20 protein-coding genes are annotated in these 23240 nt (G+C 48.2%); 7 read left to right on the forward strand and 13 right to left on the reverse strand.

Translation table 11 applies throughout. The annotated features are described in order from the left end of the window. Positions 1-7 precede the first annotated feature (7 nt). Together cydC and cydD are read right to left on the reverse strand one after the other, a co-directional pair. On the reverse strand, positions 8-1717 hold the full coding sequence (gene cydC / locus ITJ88_RS15640) for a thiol reductant ABC exporter subunit CydC (RefSeq protein WP_195866225.1): 1710 nt from the start codon (positions 1715-1717) through the stop codon (positions 8-10). Beyond that, positions 1714-3444: a thiol reductant ABC exporter subunit CydD gene (gene cydD, locus ITJ88_RS15645; protein ID WP_195866226.1), complete on the reverse strand. Its 1731-nt coding sequence runs from the start codon at positions 3442-3444 to the stop codon at positions 1714-1716. The genes cydC and cydD overlap by 4 nt, the downstream gene beginning before the upstream one ends. Positions 3445-3652: 208 nt before the next feature. Between cydD and ITJ88_RS15650 the strand changes: the two genes are divergently transcribed. Both ITJ88_RS15650 and ITJ88_RS15655 read left to right on the forward strand, forming a co-directional pair. Continuing rightward, complete coding sequence (locus tag ITJ88_RS15650; RefSeq protein WP_064300467.1) at positions 3653-4135, forward strand: Rrf2 family transcriptional regulator; 483 nt, start codon at positions 3653-3655, stop codon at positions 4133-4135. Positions 4136-4157: 22 nt separating this feature from the next. Further along, positions 4158-4526, forward strand: a complete 369-nt coding sequence (locus ITJ88_RS15655) for a nuclear transport factor 2 family protein (protein ID WP_195866227.1) — start codon at positions 4158-4160, stop codon at positions 4524-4526. 272 nt (positions 4527-4798) lie between these two features. Here ITJ88_RS15655 and ITJ88_RS15660 read toward each other — a convergent pair whose 3' ends face one another. Both ITJ88_RS15660 and ypfJ read right to left on the reverse strand, forming a co-directional pair. Next, on the reverse strand, positions 4799-4966 hold the full coding sequence (locus ITJ88_RS15660) for a hypothetical protein (RefSeq protein WP_195866228.1): 168 nt from the start codon (positions 4964-4966) through the stop codon (positions 4799-4801). An 82-nt stretch (positions 4967-5048) separates the two neighbouring features. After that, a complete protein-coding gene (gene ypfJ, locus ITJ88_RS15665) occupies positions 5049-5891 on the reverse strand; it encodes a KPN_02809 family neutral zinc metallopeptidase (protein WP_195866229.1) in 843 nt (280 codons plus the stop codon). A 183-nt stretch (positions 5892-6074) separates the two neighbouring features. Between ypfJ and ITJ88_RS15670 the strand changes: the two genes are divergently transcribed. Next, positions 6075-10520: a hypothetical protein gene (locus ITJ88_RS15670; RefSeq protein ID WP_195866230.1), complete on the forward strand. Its 4446-nt coding sequence runs from the start codon at positions 6075-6077 to the stop codon at positions 10518-10520. 266 nt (positions 10521-10786) lie between these two features. Here the strand turns inward: ITJ88_RS15670 and ITJ88_RS15675 are convergent, their stop codons facing one another. Then, positions 10787-11959, reverse strand: a complete 1173-nt coding sequence (locus ITJ88_RS15675) for a glycosyltransferase (RefSeq protein WP_195866231.1) — start codon at positions 11957-11959, stop codon at positions 10787-10789. Between the two features lie 49 nt (positions 11960-12008). On the opposite strand from ITJ88_RS15675, the gene ITJ88_RS15680 reads away from it, so the two are divergent. Genes ITJ88_RS15680 through ITJ88_RS15690 form a run of 3 tightly spaced genes read left to right on the forward strand, consistent with a single transcriptional unit; the run spans position 12009 to position 15191 of the window. Next, positions 12009-13187 carry an MATE family efflux transporter gene (locus tag ITJ88_RS15680; protein WP_195866232.1) on the forward strand — a complete coding sequence of 393 codons (1179 nt, stop codon included), beginning with the start codon at positions 12009-12011 and terminating at the stop codon, positions 13185-13187. Between the two features lies 1 nt (position 13188). Beyond that, positions 13189-14328, forward strand: a complete 1140-nt coding sequence (locus tag ITJ88_RS15685; protein WP_195866233.1) for a glycosyltransferase family 4 protein — start codon at positions 13189-13191, stop codon at positions 14326-14328. After that, the gene (locus tag ITJ88_RS15690) at positions 14325-15191 is read left to right on the forward strand and encodes a glycosyltransferase family 2 protein (RefSeq protein ID WP_195866234.1); all 867 of its coding nucleotides are present in this window, start codon (positions 14325-14327) and stop codon (positions 15189-15191) included. Before ITJ88_RS15685 ends, ITJ88_RS15690 begins: the two co-directional genes overlap by 4 nt. Here ITJ88_RS15690 and ITJ88_RS15695 read toward each other — a convergent pair. Further along, positions 15175-15786, reverse strand: coding sequence for a response regulator (locus ITJ88_RS15695; protein WP_075643154.1), 612 nt, complete (start codon positions 15784-15786; stop codon positions 15175-15177). The two genes, ITJ88_RS15690 and ITJ88_RS15695, sit on opposite strands and share 17 nt — an antisense overlap. A 40-nt stretch (positions 15787-15826) precedes the next feature. Here ITJ88_RS15695 and ITJ88_RS15700 point away from each other — a divergent pair, with 40 nt between their 5' ends. Continuing rightward, entirely contained in the window at positions 15827-17161 is a 1335-nt protein-coding gene (locus ITJ88_RS15700; protein WP_195866235.1) for a sugar phosphate nucleotidyltransferase, read from the forward strand. Positions 17162-17202: 41 nt separating this feature from the next. Here ITJ88_RS15700 and manA read toward each other — a convergent pair whose 3' ends face one another. From manA to ITJ88_RS15735, 7 genes are all read right to left on the reverse strand, one after another. Beyond that, positions 17203-18153, reverse strand: coding sequence for a mannose-6-phosphate isomerase, class I (gene manA / locus ITJ88_RS15705; RefSeq protein ID WP_195866236.1), 951 nt, complete (start codon positions 18151-18153; stop codon positions 17203-17205). Positions 18154-18329: 176 nt separating this feature from the next. Beyond that, positions 18330-18971, reverse strand: a complete 642-nt coding sequence (locus ITJ88_RS15710) for a peroxiredoxin-like family protein (protein WP_195866237.1) — start codon at positions 18969-18971, stop codon at positions 18330-18332. Between the two features lie 40 nt (positions 18972-19011). Next, complete coding sequence (locus ITJ88_RS15715) at positions 19012-20079, reverse strand: YcjF family protein (RefSeq protein WP_195866238.1); 1068 nt, start codon at positions 20077-20079, stop codon at positions 19012-19014. Between the two features lie 98 nt (positions 20080-20177). Next, positions 20178-20660, reverse strand: coding sequence for a GNAT family N-acetyltransferase (locus ITJ88_RS15720; RefSeq protein WP_195866239.1), 483 nt, complete (start codon positions 20658-20660; stop codon positions 20178-20180). Between the two features lie 65 nt (positions 20661-20725). Further along, positions 20726-22084, reverse strand: coding sequence for a DUF4179 domain-containing protein (locus ITJ88_RS15725; protein ID WP_195866240.1), 1359 nt, complete (start codon positions 22082-22084; stop codon positions 20726-20728). Continuing rightward, positions 22059-22601 (reverse strand): sigma-70 family RNA polymerase sigma factor, encoded by a 543-nt coding sequence (locus ITJ88_RS15730; protein WP_195866241.1) that lies wholly within the window; start codon positions 22599-22601, stop codon positions 22059-22061. The genes ITJ88_RS15725 and ITJ88_RS15730 overlap by 26 nt, the downstream gene beginning before the upstream one ends. Positions 22602-22703: 102 nt before the next feature. After that, positions 22704-23141, reverse strand: coding sequence for a GNAT family N-acetyltransferase (locus tag ITJ88_RS15735; RefSeq protein WP_370567852.1), 438 nt, complete (start codon positions 23139-23141; stop codon positions 22704-22706). Positions 23142-23240: the final 99 nt, after the last annotated feature.

The raw sequence follows: 23240 nt of genomic DNA on the forward strand, positions 1-23240 counted from the left end.
TATATCTTTATCCAATCGGAGCAAACACGGACTGTTCGACTTGTTTTAACTCATAGAACGCGCCTTGTCGCGCCATCAATTCGGTATATGTTCCGACTTCGATGACGTGACCTTGATCCATGACGATGATTTGATCCATCGCTTCAAGACCCGCTAACCGGTGGCTGACGAGGACAAGTGTCGCGTCCGCTGCCCGTGCGAACAACCGATCGAGAATCATCTGTTCCGTCAAAGCATCGACGGAAGACGTCGGTTCGTCAAGCAAGTAAAGCGACGCTTCCCGCAAGAGCACACGCGCAATCGCTAAGCGTTGTTTTTCTCCTCCAGACAAGTTCTCGCCTTTTTCAAATACACGATCGTTTAATTCGAACGTCGTTAACCCAACATCATCGAGTGCTTGACGCATCGCCTCGTCCGTTGCTGCTTCGTTCGCGAGTAATAGATTATCGCGAAGCGTTCCATAAAAGTAATGATTCTGTTGCAGGACGACATTTGCGTGTTGCCACAGTCCTTCCGGATCAACCGTCTGACTCTCTTGACCAGCAATCGTTAATCCGTCCGTTGGATACATCCGTAACATCAATTGAAGTAACGTGGATTTCCCGGAACCACTCGCCCCGACGATCGCCGTCTTCTTGCCGGCAGGAATCGAGACGGTGACGTCACGTAAAACCGGACGCGGTGCATCAGGGAAAGTGAACGTCAACGCGTTCGTTTCAAAGGACGGTGCCTGATCGAGAACGAACGTGTCATAAGTCGGCTCTTCTTGCTCGGTCACGACTTCATCAAGTCGTTTCGCAGCATGACGGCTATCTTCAAAGAAGCCTGGTAAAATCGCCATCGGTGCCGCATTCTCGAAAACGGTCAGCGATGTCATGACGAGTAAGGCGAGGAAGACCCCTTCGAGTTGTCCACTCGCGACGAGATAGGCACCGACACCAAGAACGAGCCAAGAGATGATCAGCGTCACCATCGTATTCAAGGCCAAGTTCGAAACAGCATGTAACCCATTCCGTTTTTCTTCCTCGACATACCGTTTCGCGACGGCATTCAAGTCCTGTTCTTTTTGATCAAGTTGCTGGTAAATCTTTAAATCCCGATAGCCTTGGAACAACTCTGTCACTTCTGTTGACAGATCACCACGGCGGACACGGACTGAGCGTGCAAAACGTTGTTCGCGGTACGCGAACCAGCCCGGAATCAAGAAACCGGTCAGAATCAAACCAAGTAGTAGAATCCCGGCAATCGTCCACGAGAAGAAACTGACGAAAAAAATCGTACAGAAGAAGACAAGCAACAAGACGATCGGTGGATAGAGAACACGTAAGAACGTATTTTGCAGACTTTCGACGTCACCGACGATCCGGGCAAGTAAATCCCCACTCCGGTATTTGCCGAAAATTCCTGGCGCGAGCGGCTCGAGTCTCCGGTAGAACGATGTCCGGATATCACTGAGGATCGTAAACGTCGCCCGGTGCGAATAATAACGTTCTGCATATCGACTGACGGCGCGCGTCAGACTCGAGATTTTTTGTAGCGCAATCAAGACGGCAAGCGTCTGAATCGGTGGCAATAAGGCTGCCTTTGAAATCAGGTAACCACTTGCTGCGAATAACCCGACCGCCGTCACTCCAGCGAGGACACCGAAGAAGATCGACCAGGCGATATCGCGTTTTTGATGCACCATCAAACGAAAGACTCCTAGTAGTTCCTTCATCGTGTTTCCTCCCCTCTCTGGACGCTACGCATCCGGGTATACTCCGAATCACGTCCAAGCAGTTCATCGTGCGTACCACGATCGACGATTCGTCCGCCGTCAAGGACGACGATTTGATCTGAGCGCTCGATCGTATGCAGGCGGTGTGCGACAGTAATGACTGTCGCTGTTTGTCCAAGCTGTTCGATCGCTTGTTGGAGCAGTCGCTCCGTTTTGACGTCGAGTCCTGTCGTCGGTTCATCAAAGACGATGACGTTCGGTCGTTTCAAGAACGCTCGTGCCAACGCAACGCGCTGTTTCTCGCCACCTGATAGACCACGTCCGCCTTCTCCAATTACTGTGTCAATCCCTTCAGGTAACGTCGCAATCAACTCCTCGAGTCCTGCCGCCTGCGCCGCCTCAAAGATTTCTCCCGGCGTCGCTTGACGGAGTTCACCGATCGCAATGTTTTCTGCCAGCGTTCCGGCATACAGATACGGATGCTGCGAGATGTAGCTCAACTGACGGAACCAGCTCGCTTCCTCCACCTGACTGCGATTAATCCCGTCAAGCAGAATCCGTCCTTCTTTTGGATCCGCGAGTCCGGCAATCAACTGCAAGACAGTCGACTTACCGGCACCACTGCGACCGATCAACGCCACCTTTTGGTACGGTTCAATCGCAAGTGTCACGTCTTGTAAGGCAAAGCGTCCTTCTTGATACGTAAAATCAACTTCATCCAAGACGATTCGTGGTGGACGGTTCATCGCAAGTTCTGATTGCCCGAAGGCAACAGGACGATCGTCTGCTGTTAGTTCGGCTGCGATCTGTTTTGCCGCCGCGACACTACCGCGTCCCGTATGGAAGGCAGCTCCCATCTCTTTTAAGGCAAGATAGTATTCTGGTGCCAACACGAGCATCAGGAACGCCGGAATGAAGGTGATGCTTTGGAACAGAATCAAGCGCAGACTGACTTCAAGCGCAATCATTCCCATGCTGAGCATCGAGATGAACTCAAGCATCAGCGACGATAAGAAGGCGAGCTTCAAAACCGTTAACGTCGCATCCCGGAAATCAAGACTGCTTTTTTCGATGACGTCACGTTGTCGTTTCGCACGACCAAATAACTTCAAGGTCGTCAGTCCTTGCAACGTATCAAGGAACGTTCCCGAGAATGCCGTCATCTTCTCGAGTTGAGCATCCGCCCGCTTTTGCGTCATGATGCCAATGATGATGTAGAACAACGGAATGAACGGTGCCGTAATCATCATGACGAGACCGGTGATCCAGTCATAGCTGAATGCTGCAATCAAGACCATCAAGGGAACGATCGTCGTCTGAACGACTTTCGGCAAGTATTGACTGTAGTAGCTGTCCATCTCGTCTACAGCGTCGAGCAAGACACTGACCTTCTGTCCCGCTTGCCCTTGTAGCATCATCTCGACCGAACGACCCGTGTATTTCGCAACGAGCGCTTCCCGAAGCGCCTGCTTCATGTGTGCCGATAACGTCGTACCGAGACGACCATTCCAATACGTCACGGCGACCCGGAGCAACAGCATCCCGAGGACAACGAGCAGTAACGGAATGACGGCTTCAAACGGTTGCTCTTTCAAGAAAATCCGATCGACCGTCAACACGATACCGTACGATTGACCGACGACCGCAACCCCCATCAGGAAAGCCGCGATGATAAATTGAATGAGAATACTGCGTGGAATCTGAACGATTCCTTTTAATGGATTCATATACAAACGTCCTTTCACAAAGTGTGAACGACTTTTAGTGAATATTTTCACATATCGTACATTTAGTATACCGAATCCGGAACGGGGATGCCATGCAGATGCTGTCGAAAAGGTGTGACGGTTTTGTGAGAGCATAAAACTCGACAATTCTTTCGAATAAAACTATTATGGATATACATTATCCACGTTTAACGAAAGGAGACTTCTCATGCAAATGAAAACCGGGGTCGAGCAATCCGTCTACGCGATGTTGCTTTTGACCTTCCTTCCGGATCGCGCTGTGTTGCCCGGTGAATTCATCAGCCAGCAACTCGGTGCCTCACCGACTTATTTTCAAAAGCTCTTACGAAAACTCGTCCAGGCGGATCTGTTGTATTCCGTACCGGGTGTCAAAGGCGGCTTTCGCTTACGGCGTCCGGCAGACGAAATTCAAATCTTTGACGTCTATCAAGCAATCGAGGGCAAACAGACGTTGTATGCGTCAAGCGGTGTCTTTGAGGATTTGATGGGAATTCAGGAACAGGAAATCGGTCTACTCTCGAATCTAATGACAGAGGCGGAAGAGGCGTGGCAATCGACGTTGAAGCGCGAATCGATTGGCTCGATCCGTCAAGCAATCGACGCCTCCTGTCCACCGGAACATTTAGAACGGTTGCATGCGTTAATCACAGACCGGATGATGACACTTTAATGAACAGAAAGAGGTTTTTACTATGGTATTGAATCGTTATTTCGACTTATTCGATGCGTCACGCACGGACGCACAAGCTTTTGAGGATCTCGTTTCCTTATTCACGACAGACATCACTTTCGTTCTGAACGGACAACCACAGCACGGGATCGACGCTTGGAAACAGTTCGTCCGTCATGTGTTTACGGCGAATCAGGATATTAAGCATATGTATGCAGGCTGGGAAGAAACAACACCCGGAACGTACGAAACACGCTGGGCAGTTTGCGGGAAACGGGCAGACGGTAGTGTCTTCACGCAAGACGGAAAAGATATCGCACGTCTCGATGAAAACGGACGAATCGCTTACCTGGAGAACGTTCCAGATGATCCGACGATGTTCCGTTCATAAGGCGGCTTTTAAATAACGAAGGGGCTGACTCAAAAGTCAGTCTCTACAAAGATAAGGATGGCAGAATGATGATCTGCCATCCTTATCTCGTAACAAAAAGAATGACGCGTCACACGCCACTCCTACAGGAACAAGCGCATTTATACGCTGTCAGAGACGAACAAGACCCGCTTTCCTGCTTCAACGAAGCAGGAAAACTGGCTTGTGTCTCGCCTGCGGAAAGGGCGTGAAAAGACACGTCATTCTTTTTTGGAGTCAGCCTCTTTTGGTATTTAGCGCTTTAGTACGAGTCGTTTCAACAAATAGCCTGTGATGACAAGTAACGATGCAATGGCGAAATAGACCATGTAGATCAACAAGTCCGGCGCAAATCGTGACACGATGTACGTCATTACAACGACAACCGTATAGAGCAACAAAAATAGACTGATGTGCTTCAACTTCGACACTCCCCTTTGAATCCTTCCCTCTTCTTTACGGAAAAGACTGGAAGATGTTTCAAAAGGACTGTCGTTTTCTGTCCTATAGATTCTTCGCTTTGAATGTGTCTCCGCCTTCGATCGTGCCGTTATCAAAGCCTTTTTGGAACCAACGTTCTCGTTGCGCTGATGTACCGTGGGTGAAACTTTCCGGTACGACATATCCTTGCCCTTTCTCTTGTAACGTATCATCCCCGACAGCATTCGCTGCCGTCAATGCTTCTTCAAGATCGCCTTCTTCGAGCAAGTTTTCTCCTTGCGCATGATGCGCCCAGACGCCGGCATAATAATCGGCCTGTAGCTCGAATCGAACGAGGTACTTGTTGAACTTCTCCTCACTCATTTGCTCTCGAAGGGGCATGATCTCGTCCGACTTTCCAAGTAACGTCTGAACATGGTGTCCGACCTCGTGCGCAATGACATAGGCCATCGCAAAATCGCCCGGGGCTCCGTACTTCGTCTGCAGTTCATCATAAAAGCTTAAATCAATGTATAATTTCTGATCACCTGGACAATAAAAGGGACCGACGGACTTCCCTGCTTGTCCGCAAGCCGAGCTGACTTGATCCGTATATAAGACGAGCTTCGGTTCTTTATAGGTCTTACCATCTTCTTTGAATTCCTTCGTCCAGACCCGTTCCGTATCCGCTAAGACGACGGAGACGAAGTCCGCTGCTTCTTTTTCCTGTGCTGTTTCTTCGTACGTCGTATTTTGCTGATCCCCACCGGTTAAGTCTCCGAGTAATTCAGCTGGATTACCGCCCATCAAGGTGATGACGATCAACAGGATGATTCCGACACCACCACCGATGCCGGCGATTCCTTTCCCGCCCATTCCCCGTCGATCCTCAACGTTTGAACTCCGCTGTCTTCCCTTCCATTTCATGCGCTTTCCTCCTACTCGTTTCGTTGTAGGTCTTTACCCAAAAGCAATCGTCCGTAACGCTCCGTCTTAGGGGGGACGTTCCTTCTCATATTTATTGCTAAAATAAGTACATCCATTTCTAGGAATATCGCCCTCCTGTAGAGAAGAAGTTCAGCACGGATTTTCGCAGAAAGGAGTTGTCCGATGCACTCGTTCCGTCAACGCCTCAAGAACTTCATGTATACATACCGTAAGGACATCCTTGTCCTATCTGGTATGTTTGTATTCATTCTGATCTATAGCTTCCCGTTGTTTCGTTCCGGAATGGTGACGTTCAGCGACATGTCTTTCGGACTGTCCTCACACCGTTATTTAGAAGAAATTTATGGGGCTTGGAACAACCGCTGGAGCACGACGACGCTTCTGAATGTCGCGCGATTGCTCTACATCCTGCCGTTTTATGTACTCAGTCTATTGTTTGGCTCATCCGGTCCCGTCTTGATCAAGTCATTCATCATCGGACTGTTAACGATCTCTGCTTTATCGATGTTCGCTTTTACGAAACGGCTCCATTCCGTTTATGTCTCGAAGCACTTTTCTTATCTCTCACTGATTGCTTTCGCGATTGCCGCATTGTTTTATGCCTTGAACCCGTGGGTGATTACGCGGATTCAACATATCTATTTATTATGTGGTTACTCCGTCTTCCCTTACGCTTTGATGTTGTTCTTCAACATCTTCGACCCGAAGTTTCGGGAACAGCTTGATCCCGGTTTTCGTTTCTCTGACCGATTGAGTCGACGGACTTGGATTGATATCACCGGACTATCGATCGTCTTCGCCTTCATGGCGGCGGGGATTCATTATTTCTTCTTCTCGCTGATCTATATGGGGATCATGGTCGGACTTATTTTCCTAAAGACAAGTTGGACGCGTCGCAAAGAATGGGTTTGGTCGTCGTTACTTTGGTTTTACGTACGAGCGACCTGCGCGTTTGGTCTCGTTTTTCTACTGTTCAATGGATATTGGTTCTTGATGTACGTCGGCTCGATTCTGACCGGCTCACAAGCTTCACAACACAATATCAATGTGTCTGATACGTTGATGTTGTTCAGTCGCCACTCGAACTGGACGAACGTTTTATTTTTAACGAGCTACTGGTGGCCGATGTTTGATTTGACGACGTTACCGCTGACGTTTTGGATTGGTGGTGTCATCACGCTTTTACTCATTTTACTAGGAGCCATCGTCGCGTATCGGCAACCGATTCACCTGTTCTTCAGTCTGCTCGCGATTCCGCTGATCGTCTTCGCGACCGGTACCCATGAACAAGTTGCCGATGCATTTGTTCTGTTCGTGACAAAGACACCGTTGATTGGTGCGATGTTCCGCGATCCAAATAAGCTAGTTGGTCTCTTGATGGTCAGTTACAGCTTGTTGCTCGCTGTCGGATTGAACGCCGTCTTTATCCGTGCGTCGCGGACGATTCCACTGAAGTTGTACCGGGTGGTCTCGATCGTCGGTACGCTAATCGTCGTCGCCTGCTTTTTCCTTCCTTACCGGACTGTCTATATGGAAGGCTTTTATCATCCGGTCAAGATGCCTAAGGAGTACACGGCTATCCAAGAAGAAGTCGATGGAAAGTGGTTGCAATTCCCGATCGCGGACGAGATGACGCAACCGAGTACCGGTATCGCAACCCCACGCTGGAATCAAAACCCTCGAAAAGGTGGCGAAATCAAAGCTACAGGTGACGTACAAGTCTATACGTCGGCACACGATACCGTCTTTCATCATGAAGGAGCATCACCGACGATTGGTTACATGATGACATTCATGCAATATCTACTCGACACCGGTCGCTCGGAACAAGCCGGACAGATCGCAAAAGCGTTCGGATTGAAGCAATTCGCCTACCGCGATGAATACACGGGGATGAAGGATCGACAGGACTTCAATCTAAAGGTTCTGCAGGAACAACGTGATCTCGTGCAGACGAAACAAGTCGGCTTGTTCACCTTATTCGACTTGATTGCACCGCTTGATACACGAACCGTTCCACAACTGATTTTGACCCCTTATGGACTCGAACGGTCAATCAGTTATCCGACACTGGCTGGCTATAATCTTGGTCGTCAATCCATTTTGTATGCGACACAGGCACATCAGGATAGCCTCTCCTGGATGAAAAAGGGTGATATCGTCGAGATGATCGAGGAAAACGACCTTATTCTCAGCCAAGTGCCGGACGAATACTACTGGAAACCGTTCGATGCGATTGATTCAGCCAATGCCTTCCTGAACTGGGGTAAGACGTTTCTCGCCAACAATGACTGGCGCTGGTATTTACGGACGCAAGGGATGACGAATCCGTCGTTTGATCTCGACTTCGGAGACGGGATCGGTCTCTCGTTTGCTTCCGCCCGAATTGACGCACCGGTCTACAAATTAGATGGATTAAAGGCGAAGCAGGTCGCCTCCTTTAATTCGATGCTTGAGGATGAGACGTTCTTCAAAGCCGATAACCCAGACATCGTCGACTTGTCTCCGAATCCGATGTCAAAAGATAATAATCTGCCTGTCCTTCATGCGGAAGTCGCGGAAGGTGATCCGAAATACATCTGGCAAGTCGCGAAATCCGGTAAGCTGCCGGCACGACCGAATAACGCCTACCGCTTTGATATTACAGCGAGCGGTCGTGGGGTCGACCGGCTCCACGTCAAGGTCCGGTTCTTTGATGAGAAGGATCGCGAGCTGAATCAAACGTATGTCGTCGCTCCGCGTGATTCCGGTGATGTCGATGCGATTCACTTGCAAGGTGAATATGTCACACCGCGAAACGCAAAAACGATGCGGATTGATTTACTCAGCTTCCAGCGTCCTGAGCGGAAAACGTACTGGTGGGTCCACGATATTAAAATATTCAGCTATGAGAATTATATGATTCCAAACACGTTTACGATGACGAAAGACCTGCCAGCCGGTCGTTACGCTGGGTTTGCCCGCGTGCTGCTGAACCAAAAAGGTGGTCAACTCGATTTGACCTTCAACAAACGAGGCGTCACGATTCCAACTCGACAACGATCCGGTGCTAAACTCGCTTGGGTTCCGCTCGGTTCGTTCACGACGCCGAGCGGTCCTGCAACGCTCAGTGTGACGAACACGGAAGGCTTCAATGCCATCCAAAATATCGTTCTGATTCCGGAGGAAAAGCTGACTGCTTTACGAAAACGCGTCGATGATACACTCGCCTTCACGAAGACCTTGATGGTACTCGAGGCAGAAACCGGATTCGATTACACCGGTCACTTGCAGTCGGAACGAAACTATCCTGGACTGAGCTTTGGGAAAGGAATCGCTGCGCAACGTGGACGTTTACAACGTTCGATCGATATTCGCGAAGCGACCGATTATCAGCTCCAATTGATGTTGACTCCACCGCCAGGCAACGATGGTCGAATCACTGTCAAAATCCGAGACGGAAAGCAGGTCGTCTTCGAACGCGCTTTGTCTCGTGCTGATATTCTAAATGGTCAAAAACATCAACAGCAGATCGGGAATCAGACGGTGACGTACGATCCGCTACACTTAGCGTTTCCGTACCGGATGACAGAGTTGAGTGATGTCTACCAAACGTTATACGAGGTCAAGTTGTCCGATATTCCACTCAAGAAAGGACGCTATCAAGTCGAATTATCCTATGCGAGCAAGGTACCGTCACTCGTCGAGTGGAAGGATCTGCACAAGTTCGACCCGAACGAGATCGTCACCGATAAAGCCCTCGCCGCTCCGGAAGCAGCAGCAAATTGTGCGACGTGCGTCTCGATCACGGACGATATGTTCGACGCGAGTGAGACCGAAAACGGCTATACGATTGATTATGAGCCGACCTGCTCCTGTGACTGGTATATTTATGCCTCGCAAAAAATGAAAGTGAAACCGTATCACGAATATTTAATTCAGTTTGACGCAGTCAGCAAGAACGTCCGTCAACGACACCTCAAAGTGTATTACTTGGATAAAGATGATCGTGTCATTGGTACGGATTTCATCAATGAAGTCGAAGAAAAGAAAAAGAAGCAGTGGAACCATTATGAACAAATCGTCATTCCACCGAAGAAGACCGTCCGGATGCAACTGCATATCTGGACGCGCGGAAATGAGAAAAAGGCTGGGCAATTGCGTCTGAAGAATTTAGAAGTGCTACCGTACGATCAACTGATTCTAGTCGATCAACTCGTTCTCTCCGAGCAAAGCGGTACGCTGTTCGCAACAGAACCTGCCCGTGCGCTTGACGTCGATGCCTCACAGATGGGACGGGATATAAACAGTGATGCACCACTCGGTCGCTTTACGGTCAATGATTCTCCGACACCGTTATTTAAACTCCAGACAGATCAGGAAACGATGCGTGGTGACACGGCATTAAACGGCGTCAGTCAGTTGTATCGTTCGAACGAAAAGGCGGCACATGTGACTGTCGTATTGCGCCCGATTTATTACACCGGACTGACCATTCTCGTTTTAGCGCTCCCACTTAGTATCTTGTTGATTTATTTCATGACAAGCACTCGGGGTCTGGCTATCCGACAACGTCTATCGTCCGTGTTCAAGCAACGTCTTCCTCGTCTAAAACGAAACCAGAAATAGTCTATCTAAAAAACTAAAAAGAAGCTGACTCAAAAAAAGAATGACGCGTCTTTTCACGCCCTTTCCTCAGGCGAGACACAAGCCAGCTTTCCTGCCTTATTTAAGCAGGAAAGCGGGTCTTGTTCGTCTCTAACAGCGCATAAATGCGCCTGTTCCTGTGGGAGTGGCGTGTGACGCGTCATTCTTTTTGTTAAGAGATAAGAGTGGCAGATCATCATTCTGCCACCCTTATCTTTGTAGAGACTGACTTTTGAATCAGCCCCTTCTCATTTGGCCGGTACTTCGTCTTTCCGGTGGCGTTGATACAGGCTGACCATCGTCTTTAAGAAAGCGACGGAATCCTTGACGAGATTGACGTGCGATCCTTCGCGTTCGATGCAGGTCACGGGTTGTTGGTAGACCCGTAAGCGTTCTTTTTTCGCTGCATACATCAGCTCTAAATCGATTGCGAGACCACTCTCGACGTGTAGATAAGGCAACAGACGATGGACGACCCGTCGGTTGATGATCTTCAGACCGGTCTGCGAATCGGTCACCCCTTTCGGTAAGAAGAACCGTGTCAGATTTCGTTTTCCAAAGCTCATGAAACGCCGGACGGCTCCACGGTCTTCGATCGTCAAATCCTTCGTCCCGACGACGATGTCATAATATCCTTCCTGGGCAATCGTCAATAGCCGTGCGATGTCTTCGATTCGAAACGAGTTATCCGCATCGACGAAGACATAATAATCACTCGAGACGTTTTTCATTCCCTCGATGAACAGACCGGCCTTCCGTGTATTTTGTTCGACCTGATGTACTTCGAGATATCCGACCGTGAACAACGTATCGGTCGCTTCCATGACGATCGATCGGTACTCCTGTAAGAGTGCTTTCGATCGATCTGATGAAGCATCATCAAAGAAATTGATCGAAGCGTGGATGTAGTCTTCGCTGATGAAGGTCGCAAGCGACTCTAAAAAATCTTTTACATAATTAAAACGTTTCTCTTCGTTAAATATTGGCAATATAAAGGCTATAGTATCCTTTAAAATGGGATATTCAGGATGGATGATATGCTGGATTTCAGCAAACAATTCATTCGGATAGGCTGGGCGATAAGAAAACAAGCGAAGCATCCCGTCTCCTTGAACCGTGTGATACGGAAAATCTCCTTTTAAACGAATCGCTTCTTTAATCAACAGGATTTTGGAACGTGGACGTACAGCTCGAATCTGATTGGCGATCGCAAGTTCCTCTTCACGTGTCTTATAGTCGACGACATACAACAGAATCTCGTGTTCTTCCGCTTCTTGAATTTCAGTGCTGGCGATTTGTTCGAACGAGGCAGGACATCTGCCAGGTTGTGTGTAAAACAAAACCGGATAATAAGAAATCAAAGATTCGTATGGAATATGCCGTGAGTGATCGGTGAAAACAGCAATATGTCCTTGACTCATAAGTTTCATCCTTTCCGTAAAACAGCTCTGACTGATGGGAGGTGGCTCCATGACAAGTTTCATTCAGCGACATGCCGTCCTGTTGATTTTTCCGATTCTCGATGTAGCGTTGAATCTCGTGAACTATGCCTATCATTTACTGTTAGCCCGTGAGCTTTCTAGTGCTGTCTACGGATTACTGAATGCTTATCTAGCTTTTTTAGGTCTTCTACTCATCATCGGCGGCGCCTTACAATGGACCGTGACGCGTGACTACAGTCAACAGAAGACAAATGATTACCAAAAGCTCCGTTTTCGTATACTGGTGGTTACAGGGTGCTTCTTACTTATTTTACTTTATGCATTACCTTATTTCCTGCCCTTTACCAAAATAAACCTACTAATTGTTTATTTCATCATCGTGTTTCATATCCTTCTCTCTTTTCGTCGTGGTGTCTTACAAGCGACCGAACGCTTCTATGCCCTGAACCTCTCGTATTACATCGAATCCGTCGTCAAAGTCCTAGCCACATGGCTTTTGATTCAACAAACGAACGTCAGTTATGCACTGTTGTTCATCTTGGCTGGCATGATCGCGTCCTATCTATTAAGTCTGATACAAGTCACGTTCCCGGTTAGTAGCGGGCGTATTCATGCGAACGGACTCGTCCATATGATCCATACACAGGTCGTCATGACACTGTTCTTTACACTCGATAGTCTTCTCGTCACCCGTTACTTCCCGCAATTAGCTGGAGATTATTCCGTTGCCTTACGATTCGGTCAACTCCTGTTGTTCGTTGCGTTATCACTCGCCCAATTGTTGTTGCCACGCTTAAGCCACAAAAGTCAGGACGAAGCCTTTCTTCTTTGGGAGCGTCGCTTTTACCGCATCTTATTAGGTGGACTCGCTCTTGCTGTTTTGGTGTACTGGACGATTGTTCCTTATCTGATTCCGCTTCTATTTGGGAGCGGCTATGACATGGCAACTCATTACATCAAATATATGGTTTTCGTTTATGTCGGCATCACATTGATTCAATACGAAGCACTCGTCCAGTTTTCCCTACATCGAACTGGTTACTTGAAAGGCTATTGGCTGATTCTGATTCTGTTCGTCCTTGTTTTGACGACATTTCACTCGACCGTCGAGATTTGGTTGCTTGCACAAGCAGGTGTCTTTTTACTTGGCGCCCTGATCTTACGTTTCACATTACCTCGACATCCCTATCCCGTGAAGGAGGCATAACATGAAACCCCATCTACTTTTTTTATCTTGGCGCGATATCAAACACCCGAAAGCAGGTGGCGCAGAAGTGTTCACCCACGAGATGCTCCGACGTGTCAGTGACGACTATGAGATTACCCATTTTTCACCTGCATTCGAAGGCGGACACGATGTCGAGTATTTGGATGGCATCACTTATATCCGGAGAGGTACTGCGCTTTCCGTTGTTCCGCTCGCCTTTTCTTATTATCAGTCGCATGCTGCGACGATTGATTTAGTCGTCGATCAGATGAACACACATCACTTTTTCACACCCTTGTATGTTCCATTAGCGAAACGTGCCCTCTTCATTCATCAACTGACACGTGAAATCTGGCAAATCAATGTTCGTCCTCCGTTTTCATACGTCGGCGAATGGACGGAAACACCGCGTCTGCAGCTGTACCGGACCGGTCGCGCGTTGACGGTCAGTCAGTCCACGGCAGACGATCTACTTGCTGTCGGCTTCTCCAAGGACGACGTGACGATTCTACCGGAAGGTCTCTCCTTTACCCCATGGAACGAAGAAGACTGGAAGCCGAAAGAAGCACATCCGACTTTTTTATACGCTGGACGGATGTCGGCCTATAAAGGAATCAATGATGCACTCCAAGCTTTCGTCATCGTTAAACGGGAGTATCCTGACGCTCGTTTCTGGGTGATCGGAAAAAAAGACGAGGCGTATATCACCGAGCACCTTCATCCAATCGTCCCGGAAGAGATGCGTGACGCCATCACCTATTTCGGATTCGTCAGTGAGGAAGAAAAGCTCGAACGGATGAGTCGCGCGACGGCGCTCCTGTTTCCTTCTAAACGAGAAGGTTGGGGTCTGACGGTCAGTGAAGCGGCGGCTGTCGGTACACCGACGATCGTCTATGACGCCCCTGGACTGCGTGACGCCGTCCAGTATGGTATGACTGGTTACATGGCCAAAAGTCAGACGCCGGGTGCCCTTGCTGCCGAGATGCGGGCTTGCTTACGTGACCCGGAAGAATACGAAATGATTCAAGCAGCCGGTCATCGTTTCGCTCAGACCTTGCACTGGGATCATACAGGTCAAGCGTTTCGTAACTGGTTGCAACGCGAATTGATACCCGTTGCACTAAAGGAGGATTTTTCATGATTGGAATCGCTATGTCCACATACGAAAATGAAGCAATCATCACGGAAACGATCCGCTCACTTCAGACACAACAGGCTTCTTTCCTTTGTGTCATCGCGGATGATGGTTCGACCGATTCGACTGTCGCGACGATGCGTCGATTGACCGCAAATGATACGCGATTCGAAGTGCTCGCGCTACCGCACGGTGAACGAGGTATCGCCCGCAAGACTGCGATTGATCGCTTAAAGCAACACGACGTTGAATACCTCTACATCATTGATTCCGATATGGTACTTGAAGATCAGCTATTAAAAAGTTGCCTCTTGTACCTTGAGGCACATGTAGAGGTCGGAGCACTCGTCATTCCCGAACGCGCGTACAGTGATTATGATAATTACTTCAGTCAAGTGAAGGTCTTTGAGCGTAACCTGTTCAACGTTCCGACGGATCAACTCGACACGCATACGATGGAAGCCGCGCGCTTCTGGCGACTCGAGGCGTACGTTGCCTCGGGCGAGATTGATCCGACGCAAATCAGTTTCGAAGAGACGCAGCCGACGATCCGTTATTTGGAACAAGGCGGGATCATTCGCCGTGCGACGTTCACCTACGTACACCACAACGAAAAGCAGGTCGAATTAAATGACCTGCTTCGAAAGAAACGCTATTACTTTGATGTCATGCCCGCGACGCTCGACGCGGAACAGGGCGGCTTCATGAAAGCCTTGCGACGTTGGTATTTCTTCCGTCCTGTTCTCTATCATCAGGCTAACTTAAGAAAATACAGCCGTCATCCGCTGTTGACCGTTGGCGTCATCTACATGTACTTGCGTCTTAGCTTCATTGGTGTAGAGTCCCTCTTCTTCAAACGGGTTTCGTAAGACTGCCGGTCAGCGATTGATAGAGGATGTACGTTCCGAACTGTGTCGGGAATTCGAAGCGATGAATACCGTTTTGGTCTTCTAGAATCTGTTCATGATGATCAATCGTCAGGGCACGTTGACTGATGATTGATCCATCTTCGTAAAAGAGACAATACGGACGATTTGAATTGATTAACACATCGGTAAAATGTTGCCCCAGATTCCGTTTACGTTGCTTCGTTTCCACGACCTCATCTCCGATGCGCGTCATGATACTAAGAACTCGATCGTCAATTTTCAATGGTTTCGTCATCATCCGACTGACGTTTCCTGCGTTCACAGCTGCCAGCAACGTATGGACTTGCATATAGTCCGTCAAGACGATTTGTTTCGTTAACGGCGCCCGTTGTTTAGCAGCACGCAACAGCTCGACACCATCCATTTCTGGAAGTCGAAGTTCCGTCAACAAGACATCAACGTCGGAATTGCTGAGTTGTTCCAAAGCCTCTTCTCCTGATCCTGCTTCCTGTACGTCTTGTCCCGCCGCCAGTAGTTTACGACGTAAAATCCGTCGTGTCGGTTCATGTGAGTCAACTAATAGATAAAGTGCCATATGCTATCGCCTCCGTTTTAAAAAGAAAGGATGGTCGTCAATGTATATTCTTTTACTATCAGGTGGATCCGGAAAACGGCTTTGGCCGCTCTCGAACGATTTAAACTCGAAACAGTTCTTAAAGATTCTAGAAGATCGCGATGGTAATAAACAATCGATGATGGAGCGGGTCTTCCAACAACTTCAAGAAGTCGGTCTGGACGATCGGACCGTCATTACGACGACGAGTTCACAAGTCGATGCGATTGAAAATCAGCTAGGCTTCCGTACTTCCATCATTCAAGAACCCTCACGTCGCGATACGTTCCCTGCCATCATGCTTGCGACAAGTTATCTCGCAGAACGGATCGATTTAGAAGAGACGGTCATTATCATGCCGGTCGATCCTTACGTTGAACTATCGTTCTTTGAACGCTTCGAGCAATTGGACCAAGCCGTCCAAGAACATCCGGATGCGCTTCATTTAATGGGGGTCGAACCGTTGCATCCGACATCAAAATATGGCTATATCATTCCGCAGACTTCCGAAAACATGTCCATCGTCGATCGCTTCCAAGAGAAGCCGACTGTTGAAGTCGCGAGTGACTTAATCGAACAAGGTGCACTATGGAACTGTGGTGTCTTTGCCTGTCGCCTTGACTTCTTGATGCAGTGTCTAGAAGAACAAGCTGTGCCGACGACATTCGAGGCGCTCCGTTCGAACTACGAGGCACTAGAAAAAACATCATTTGATTATGCGGTCGTTGAAAAGACCGATTCTTTATTCGTTCATCGGTATGAAGGCTACTGGAAAGATCTCGGAACATGGAATACATTAACGGAAGAGATGCCGCATCCGCTTCACGGAAACGCCCGGATGCTCCACTCGAAAAATACACATATCGTCAATGAATTACAGGTTCCGGTCCTTGGCATCGGACTCGATAACTTAATCGTGTCGGTGAGTCCAGATGGTGTCCTCGTTGCGTCCAAAGATGAGACACCTGCTTTAAAAGAATATTTGACGGATGATACTTTGCCACCACAATTTGAGTGGAAACGCTGGGGCTATGCGACGATTTTACATCAACAGCAACTAGAGGACGGGCGTTATGCCGTGACCCGACGGCTGCATATCAAGGCACATCAGCAAATCAGTCATCATTATCATGCGCATACCGATTCGACATGGAGCATCTTACAAGGTCGCGCTGAGGCACTGATTGATGGTCAGTCACAGCAACTCGGACCAACTTCTGTCGTGCATATCCCACAAGGTATTCCGCATACGCTGACCACATTAGAGGATCTGATTATGATTGAAATTAAATATTCCATCGATTGGACAGAGCAAGATAACTATCCGCTCCCGACCTCGATTCGTTCCAAACCATGATGTTAGAAAGGGCACCTCCTATCGGTGCCCTTTCGTCTGCTCTAATCTAAAAACACTTCACTTGTCACGAATGTGACGGATCCCGCTATTTCGTAATCTCCCGCTCGACGCGGTACAAAGAATTGTTTTCCTTTCTGTAAGGGAATCACGTGCTTCCCCTGTCGCGCTTCTCCTTTACCTTCGATGACAGTCAATAAACGAAAGACTGGATGATCCTGTAATGTATATCGACTGGTCACTTCATGACGGATCACCGTAAAGGAGGGTACTTGAAGCAACTTCGTCATGACACCCCCTTCCTTGATGATCGTCTCTGGTTGGTTCGTCCACGGCTCATCTGGAATCGTCGTGACAGCGATTGCCTTCTCAACGTGCAATTCTCTCGGTTTCCCGTCATCTCCTAATCTGTCGTAATCATATAGTCGATACGTCCGGTCGCTCATCTGTTGAATCTCAAGAAGAACGATGCCTGGTCCTAGAGCGTGGATCGTACCACTCGGAATGTAATAAAATTCGCCAGGTTTTACTTTTTGATGCCGAAGAGACGTCTCCCAGTCCTTTTCTTGCGCGCACCGGAACAAGGCATCTCGTGATTGTAGATTGTGACCAAGAATGATTTCTGCCTCTGGTGCAGCCTCTAAGATATACCAGCACTCATTCTTGCCGAATGGTTCTCCTTCTAGCCGTCGTGCCTCTTCATCATTTGGATGGACTTGTACCGATAAATAGGCGGACGAGTCCAGAAATTTTATATGAAGCGGAAAGGCATCCAGCAGATAATCACCGAATAATTCTGTCCTTTTCGTTTGCCATAATTCATCTAGCGTCTTCCCCTGATCAGGTCCATCTAAGAAGTACGTCCGTCCACTCGCGTGAGCAGATGCTGTCCAACATTCTCCAATTTGTCCTTCTGGTAACTCAAACTGAAACAACGCCTCTAAACGTCGACCGCCCCAAATTCGTTCTTTGAAAATCGGTTGAATGGCATACATATCGACGCGGACTCCCGATAGACTAGGAGCGACGCTTCACCTCCATCTATACGTTTAGTTACCTCTTTATACCCATTTTTATGTCTATATTATCCAAATAAAACAGATTGAATCATAAAAAAACCAACTCTTAGTGCATCACTAGGAGTTGGTTTTCGTATAGTTTGCTAGCTCTTTTATTGTTCAAGGTAATCGATGATCGTCTGTGGATCCACGCGTTTCGTATAATCCGATGATACTTCTGCGAAACGAATCACACCATCCGTATCAATGATGAACGTCGCCGGTTTCGGTAACTGCCAATCCTCATTTCCATTGTGCTTCGCTACATCGAGTCCCGATGCTTTGTAAATCTCAATCAAATAATCTGGCAGGTCAAACACGAGATCAAATTGACGAGATACATGTAAATCAACGTCACTTAAGACAGGGAAACTTAACGCATTCTTGTTTGCTGTCTGTTCAGCAAAATCAGGTGTCTCTGGACTGATTGCAACGACGGTCGCTCCCTGAGCACGAATTCGGTCGATTTCCCGTTCATACGCGCGAAGCTCGAGATTGCAGTATGGACACCAGCCACCCCGGTAGAATGTTAAGATGACAGGACCTTGCTCGAGTAATGTCTCGATTGCCACAGACTTGCCAGATACATCGGGTAACGTAAAGTGTGGAATCGTATCACCGACACCTAGACCTTTAGCGATACCAGAAGCAGCGAGCTCAGCTGTCGCTTCCGCCATCAACCGTTGTTTCTCAGCAGGTGCCTTTTGTCGGAATTCCGATTGATACTGTTTGATTTCTTCGAGTAATCGTGTCATGTGTTCTCCCCCTTTATTGCTGTATAGAATAACAGGGAGATTACTCGTTTGTCTCTTCTGACGACTCCTCCGCCTTCTTCCGGAATCGTTTCACGAACTCCATCAGTTGTTCCGGTGTCAGCTCGAGCTTATTCTCATAGACATATTTTGTTCCATATCCGAGTGCAAGGGTGGCGGTCGAAGCAACGCCCGCGGCAATGACGGCACCATACCCCGGAACGAGCTTCGCCATTTGCCGAAAGGCGGTTTTTCCGGAGTTTCCGACGATCGTCACGACAAGCAACTCCTTCGCACTCTCCTTGGATAACTGTCGTTCGTACAGATTCGATAACTTGAGCATCAAGCCGATTTGAATTGAAGTCAATGGAATGATATCAGCTCCCGGGAACGGGACGGCACCAATCGCACCAGCCGCTGTTCCGGCACCGACGATCCAGTTGTTGGCGATCTTGCCACGAACGGTTGGATCCATCTGACGAACGAACACATTATCCTTGTCGAACTTTTTTAAGATATCGAGGACCTCCCGACGGAGTCGATCAATGTTCGTTCCTTCTCGTGCTGATACGGGAATGATTTTGGGTCCTGGTAGTTTTTCTGCAATATGCTGAACGATCGTGTCGACATCATCCGTCGCATCCATCTTCGTAACGACGATCAAGACATTTTGGTTATGTTGATAGATCTTACGGAAGTTTTTCGTCTCCGTCTCAGATAAGACGGTACCTGCCGCATTTAAAAAGTAAAGGATGACATCGGCACTTTGATAGTACGTCCACGTCGCTTCCGAGTTCTGTGTATTGGCATCATTCAATCCCGGTGTATCGACGAAGATGACTTTATCTTCCGGATGCTGCCTTACTTGATCAATCCGGACCGTTTCGCCCGGGCGCGCTCCGACCGTTGCGACTTCACGACCAAGAATCGCGTTCAAGGTCGAAGATTTTCCCGCATTGACATCTCCGATCAGAGCAACCGTCACGTCCTGCTCCAGCGATTGATTGAAATCCCGTCGCTCCGATTCAAACGACTGATCAAAGATTTCCTCCAGTTTGCGTTTCCGTTTTTGTTGATTAGTCTCCAGTCCTTCACCAAAAAAATCATCCATCGTGATCCCTCCCCCTTCTTCTGCTGTCTGTCTTTTCCCGTTATCCCTTGCTTTCAACACAAAGAAGGCAAGGGAACATTGTGTCCACTTGCCAAATTTTAGAGATATGTGCTGCGTCGCTCAAGCAATACCGTATCGCGCCATCTGCCTCCGAGCCGACCAATTCGCTCCCGGCGACCGACTTCCCGAAAATCAAATCGTTCATGAAGGCGCAGACTCGCTTGATTTTCCGGAAAAATTTGCGATTGCAACGTCCAGATTCCGGCTGCTTCACTTGCTTGAATGACGTCGTCCATCAAGCGTGTGCCGACACCTTTACCGCGTGCTTCTTCCGCGATATAGAGGCTGATTTCAGCGACACCGGCGTATGCCGGAATCGAAGAGAATGGACTTAACGCGACCCAACCGAGCAGTTGCTCGTCTTCCATCGCAACGAGGCGGCTGTGTGCGTGATGATGCTTCGTCCATTCTTCGTACGGTAATGCTTCCGTGCGAAACGTCGCATTCTCCGTCTTTATTCCTTGTTCGTAGATCCGAACGACTTCTGGGTAATCGTCCGCTGTCATTTGACGTACTTTCATCTCACCAGACTCCTTTGTTGCTCACATGCTGATTCTAGTTCGACAGCATGTCAGGAGTCTCCTGTTTAATCGACGGTGAACGGGATCGGTTTCAAGTCGATTGGTGTGTTCGTCACGGTGTTGGAATAGCCCGTTTGTAGATAGAAGTCATCGATTGCCTCTATTTGCGACGCTGATAACGTGAACGTCGCCCGTAGTAACTTTTGTTTCGCATCGATGACTTCAACAGTCGGTTTGATTTCACGACCATCCGGTGGTTCGTTTCCTTGAATCAGGAACATGCTGTTTTTAACATCCAACTTGATATCTGAACTTTTTTGATCCGAGTTCGTCAAGAAATCAACCTGTACGTGAGAACCGGACGTCTCTACCTGTTGAATCGTCATCTTTAATGGATGATGCGCATCTTGTTGCGTATAAGGGAAGGATGTCTCCTTTAATGACAGCCAATGTGTCTTCGGTGAAAGGCTCAAAGAAGGATGCAACGTATAGGACCCGGATGGAATGACATAATTTCCGAATCGAATCCGCGAGACATCCGTTCGTTGCGACCCGCTGACCGTACCACTTACTAACGATGTTCCAACTGACCAGTTTTTGATGATCTCCTTCCCTTTATCATCAAATAGAGCCAGTTCTAGCCAATATTGATCCGACTTCGGATAAACCGCCGTATAATCAAACGTCGTACTTGCCTGTCCTTTTGTCATCTGTTTCAAGATGACATCGACCGCATAATCAGGATTTTTTACCGTCGTATTAAACGTCTGTTCAATCGCTTGCAATCGTTTGACCGGAACCTCGAATTGCCAGTTCCCGTCTAGACCAAACATTTCCGAAATCACGAGTGGTACCTGCATTGCATCACTTAATTTCTGTAAGCCGACATCATATTCGATTCGTGCTTTCCATACCTTACCGTCCTGTTTGAAATGTGCCAGTTCTTGATTTTCAGTACCTTCGAATCGTTTATCCCCTTTGAACACTTCATAAAACGCAGCTCGTTTCGTTTCGTTGACGTCTGGTACACCAGTTGCCGTCAGATTCATCCCGATCGTCGTACCATCATAGTAGGCGTCGACGACCTTGATCGTAATGCCTTGATCGGTTACCGTCTGATCAATTGCTGTTGCAAGTTGTTTCTTCTCGATTTCCGTACCGACTGTGCCCTGTTCTGTAAAAGGACGATACAATCCACCAATCAATGGAACATGCGACATCGCGGAAGCAAACGGTGGAACGATGAACGTCGTCACGAATAGCGAGGCGGCAAGACCCGCAATGGCGACATACTGTTTCCGACGAGGACGTCGTTGTTTTCTTTCCGCTACGCCTTGCGTGATGCCTTGACGAATCCGGTCTTGTAAGGCGTTCGTCGGAACAGGAATTTTTTCATAGTCATTTCGTAGATCGTGCTGCTCCATAATCCATTCCTCCTAACTGTATCTTCAATTCTTCGCGTCCTCGCTTTAAGTACGTCTTGACCGTATTGAGAGTAATGCCGATGAAGCTTGCGATCTCTTTCATCGGAATATCATGAAAATAGAAAAGAACTAAGACATCCCGGTATTCTTTTCGCAGATGCGATAAAGCGTGCACGAGATCAAGATGTTCGTCTCGCGATTGGTCTTCCTGTATCGGAACATGAAGTAAGATGTTATCGGTTGGTTGTTGTTTTTCCAACACGCGATAACAATTGCGGATCAGGATTTTCGTGATCCATGTCACGAAATGTTTTGGTTCCTTCACTTGTTCGATCGAGATGAACGCTTTATAAACTGTCTCTTGTACGACGTCTAAGGCATCGTGTTCGTTCTTCACATATAGATACGCTGTTCGGTAGAGTTGTTCGCTATGTAGGAGCACCAATTGCTCAAATGCCGCTTCATCGTGCTTCATCGCACGGCGGACGAGTGTCGTGTGCTCGTTTCGTAAGTCCATCGTGTTCCCTCCCTTTACTTATTAGAGCATGACGAGTCACAAAAAGTTTCAAAAAATATCCAAAAGAAAAGGACTCTTGCGTTTCAAGAGTCCTTCCATCCTTCAAATGTCTAATCGTACTGCCATTTCCCGACCGAATCGGTCCCCGTGGTCGATGAAGCCGAGACTCGCATACAGACGGTGTGCCGCCTGATTATCCGGTCGATAGCCGACGACGATTCGTTGCGCTGCAGGTAACGCGCGCATCTCGTCAATCACGGCGTGCATCGCCAATCGTCCGATTCCGTTCCCTTGCTGCGCTTGATCGATCATGATGCGGTAAATCCAGTAGCCGTTGAGTTCTTCTAACTCCGTGTTGTACATCACAAAACCAACGACGGCTTCACCTGCAATGATCGCCCGAAGGACAAGGCTCGGTTCGAACTTCGCTTGCGCGATCGAGTAGACATTCGCTTCCATGAAGTCTTGCTGTTCTGCTGTCAGTGTCAGCTCACAACACGCTTCCCAGTTTTCTGCTGTTACCGGTACAAGTTGAATCATGTTCATTTCCCCTTTTAGTTAGACGGGAGTTGCCTCCAGCGTCTGTTGATCACATCGTTGCACAGTGATCGCCCCCTTTCCTTCTCTCTCCTATCGGTT

Source organism: Exiguobacterium abrahamii (assembly GCF_015645365.1).
In the GTDB taxonomy this organism is placed as follows: domain Bacteria; phylum Bacillota; class Bacilli; order Exiguobacteriales; family Exiguobacteriaceae; genus Exiguobacterium_A; species Exiguobacterium_A abrahamii.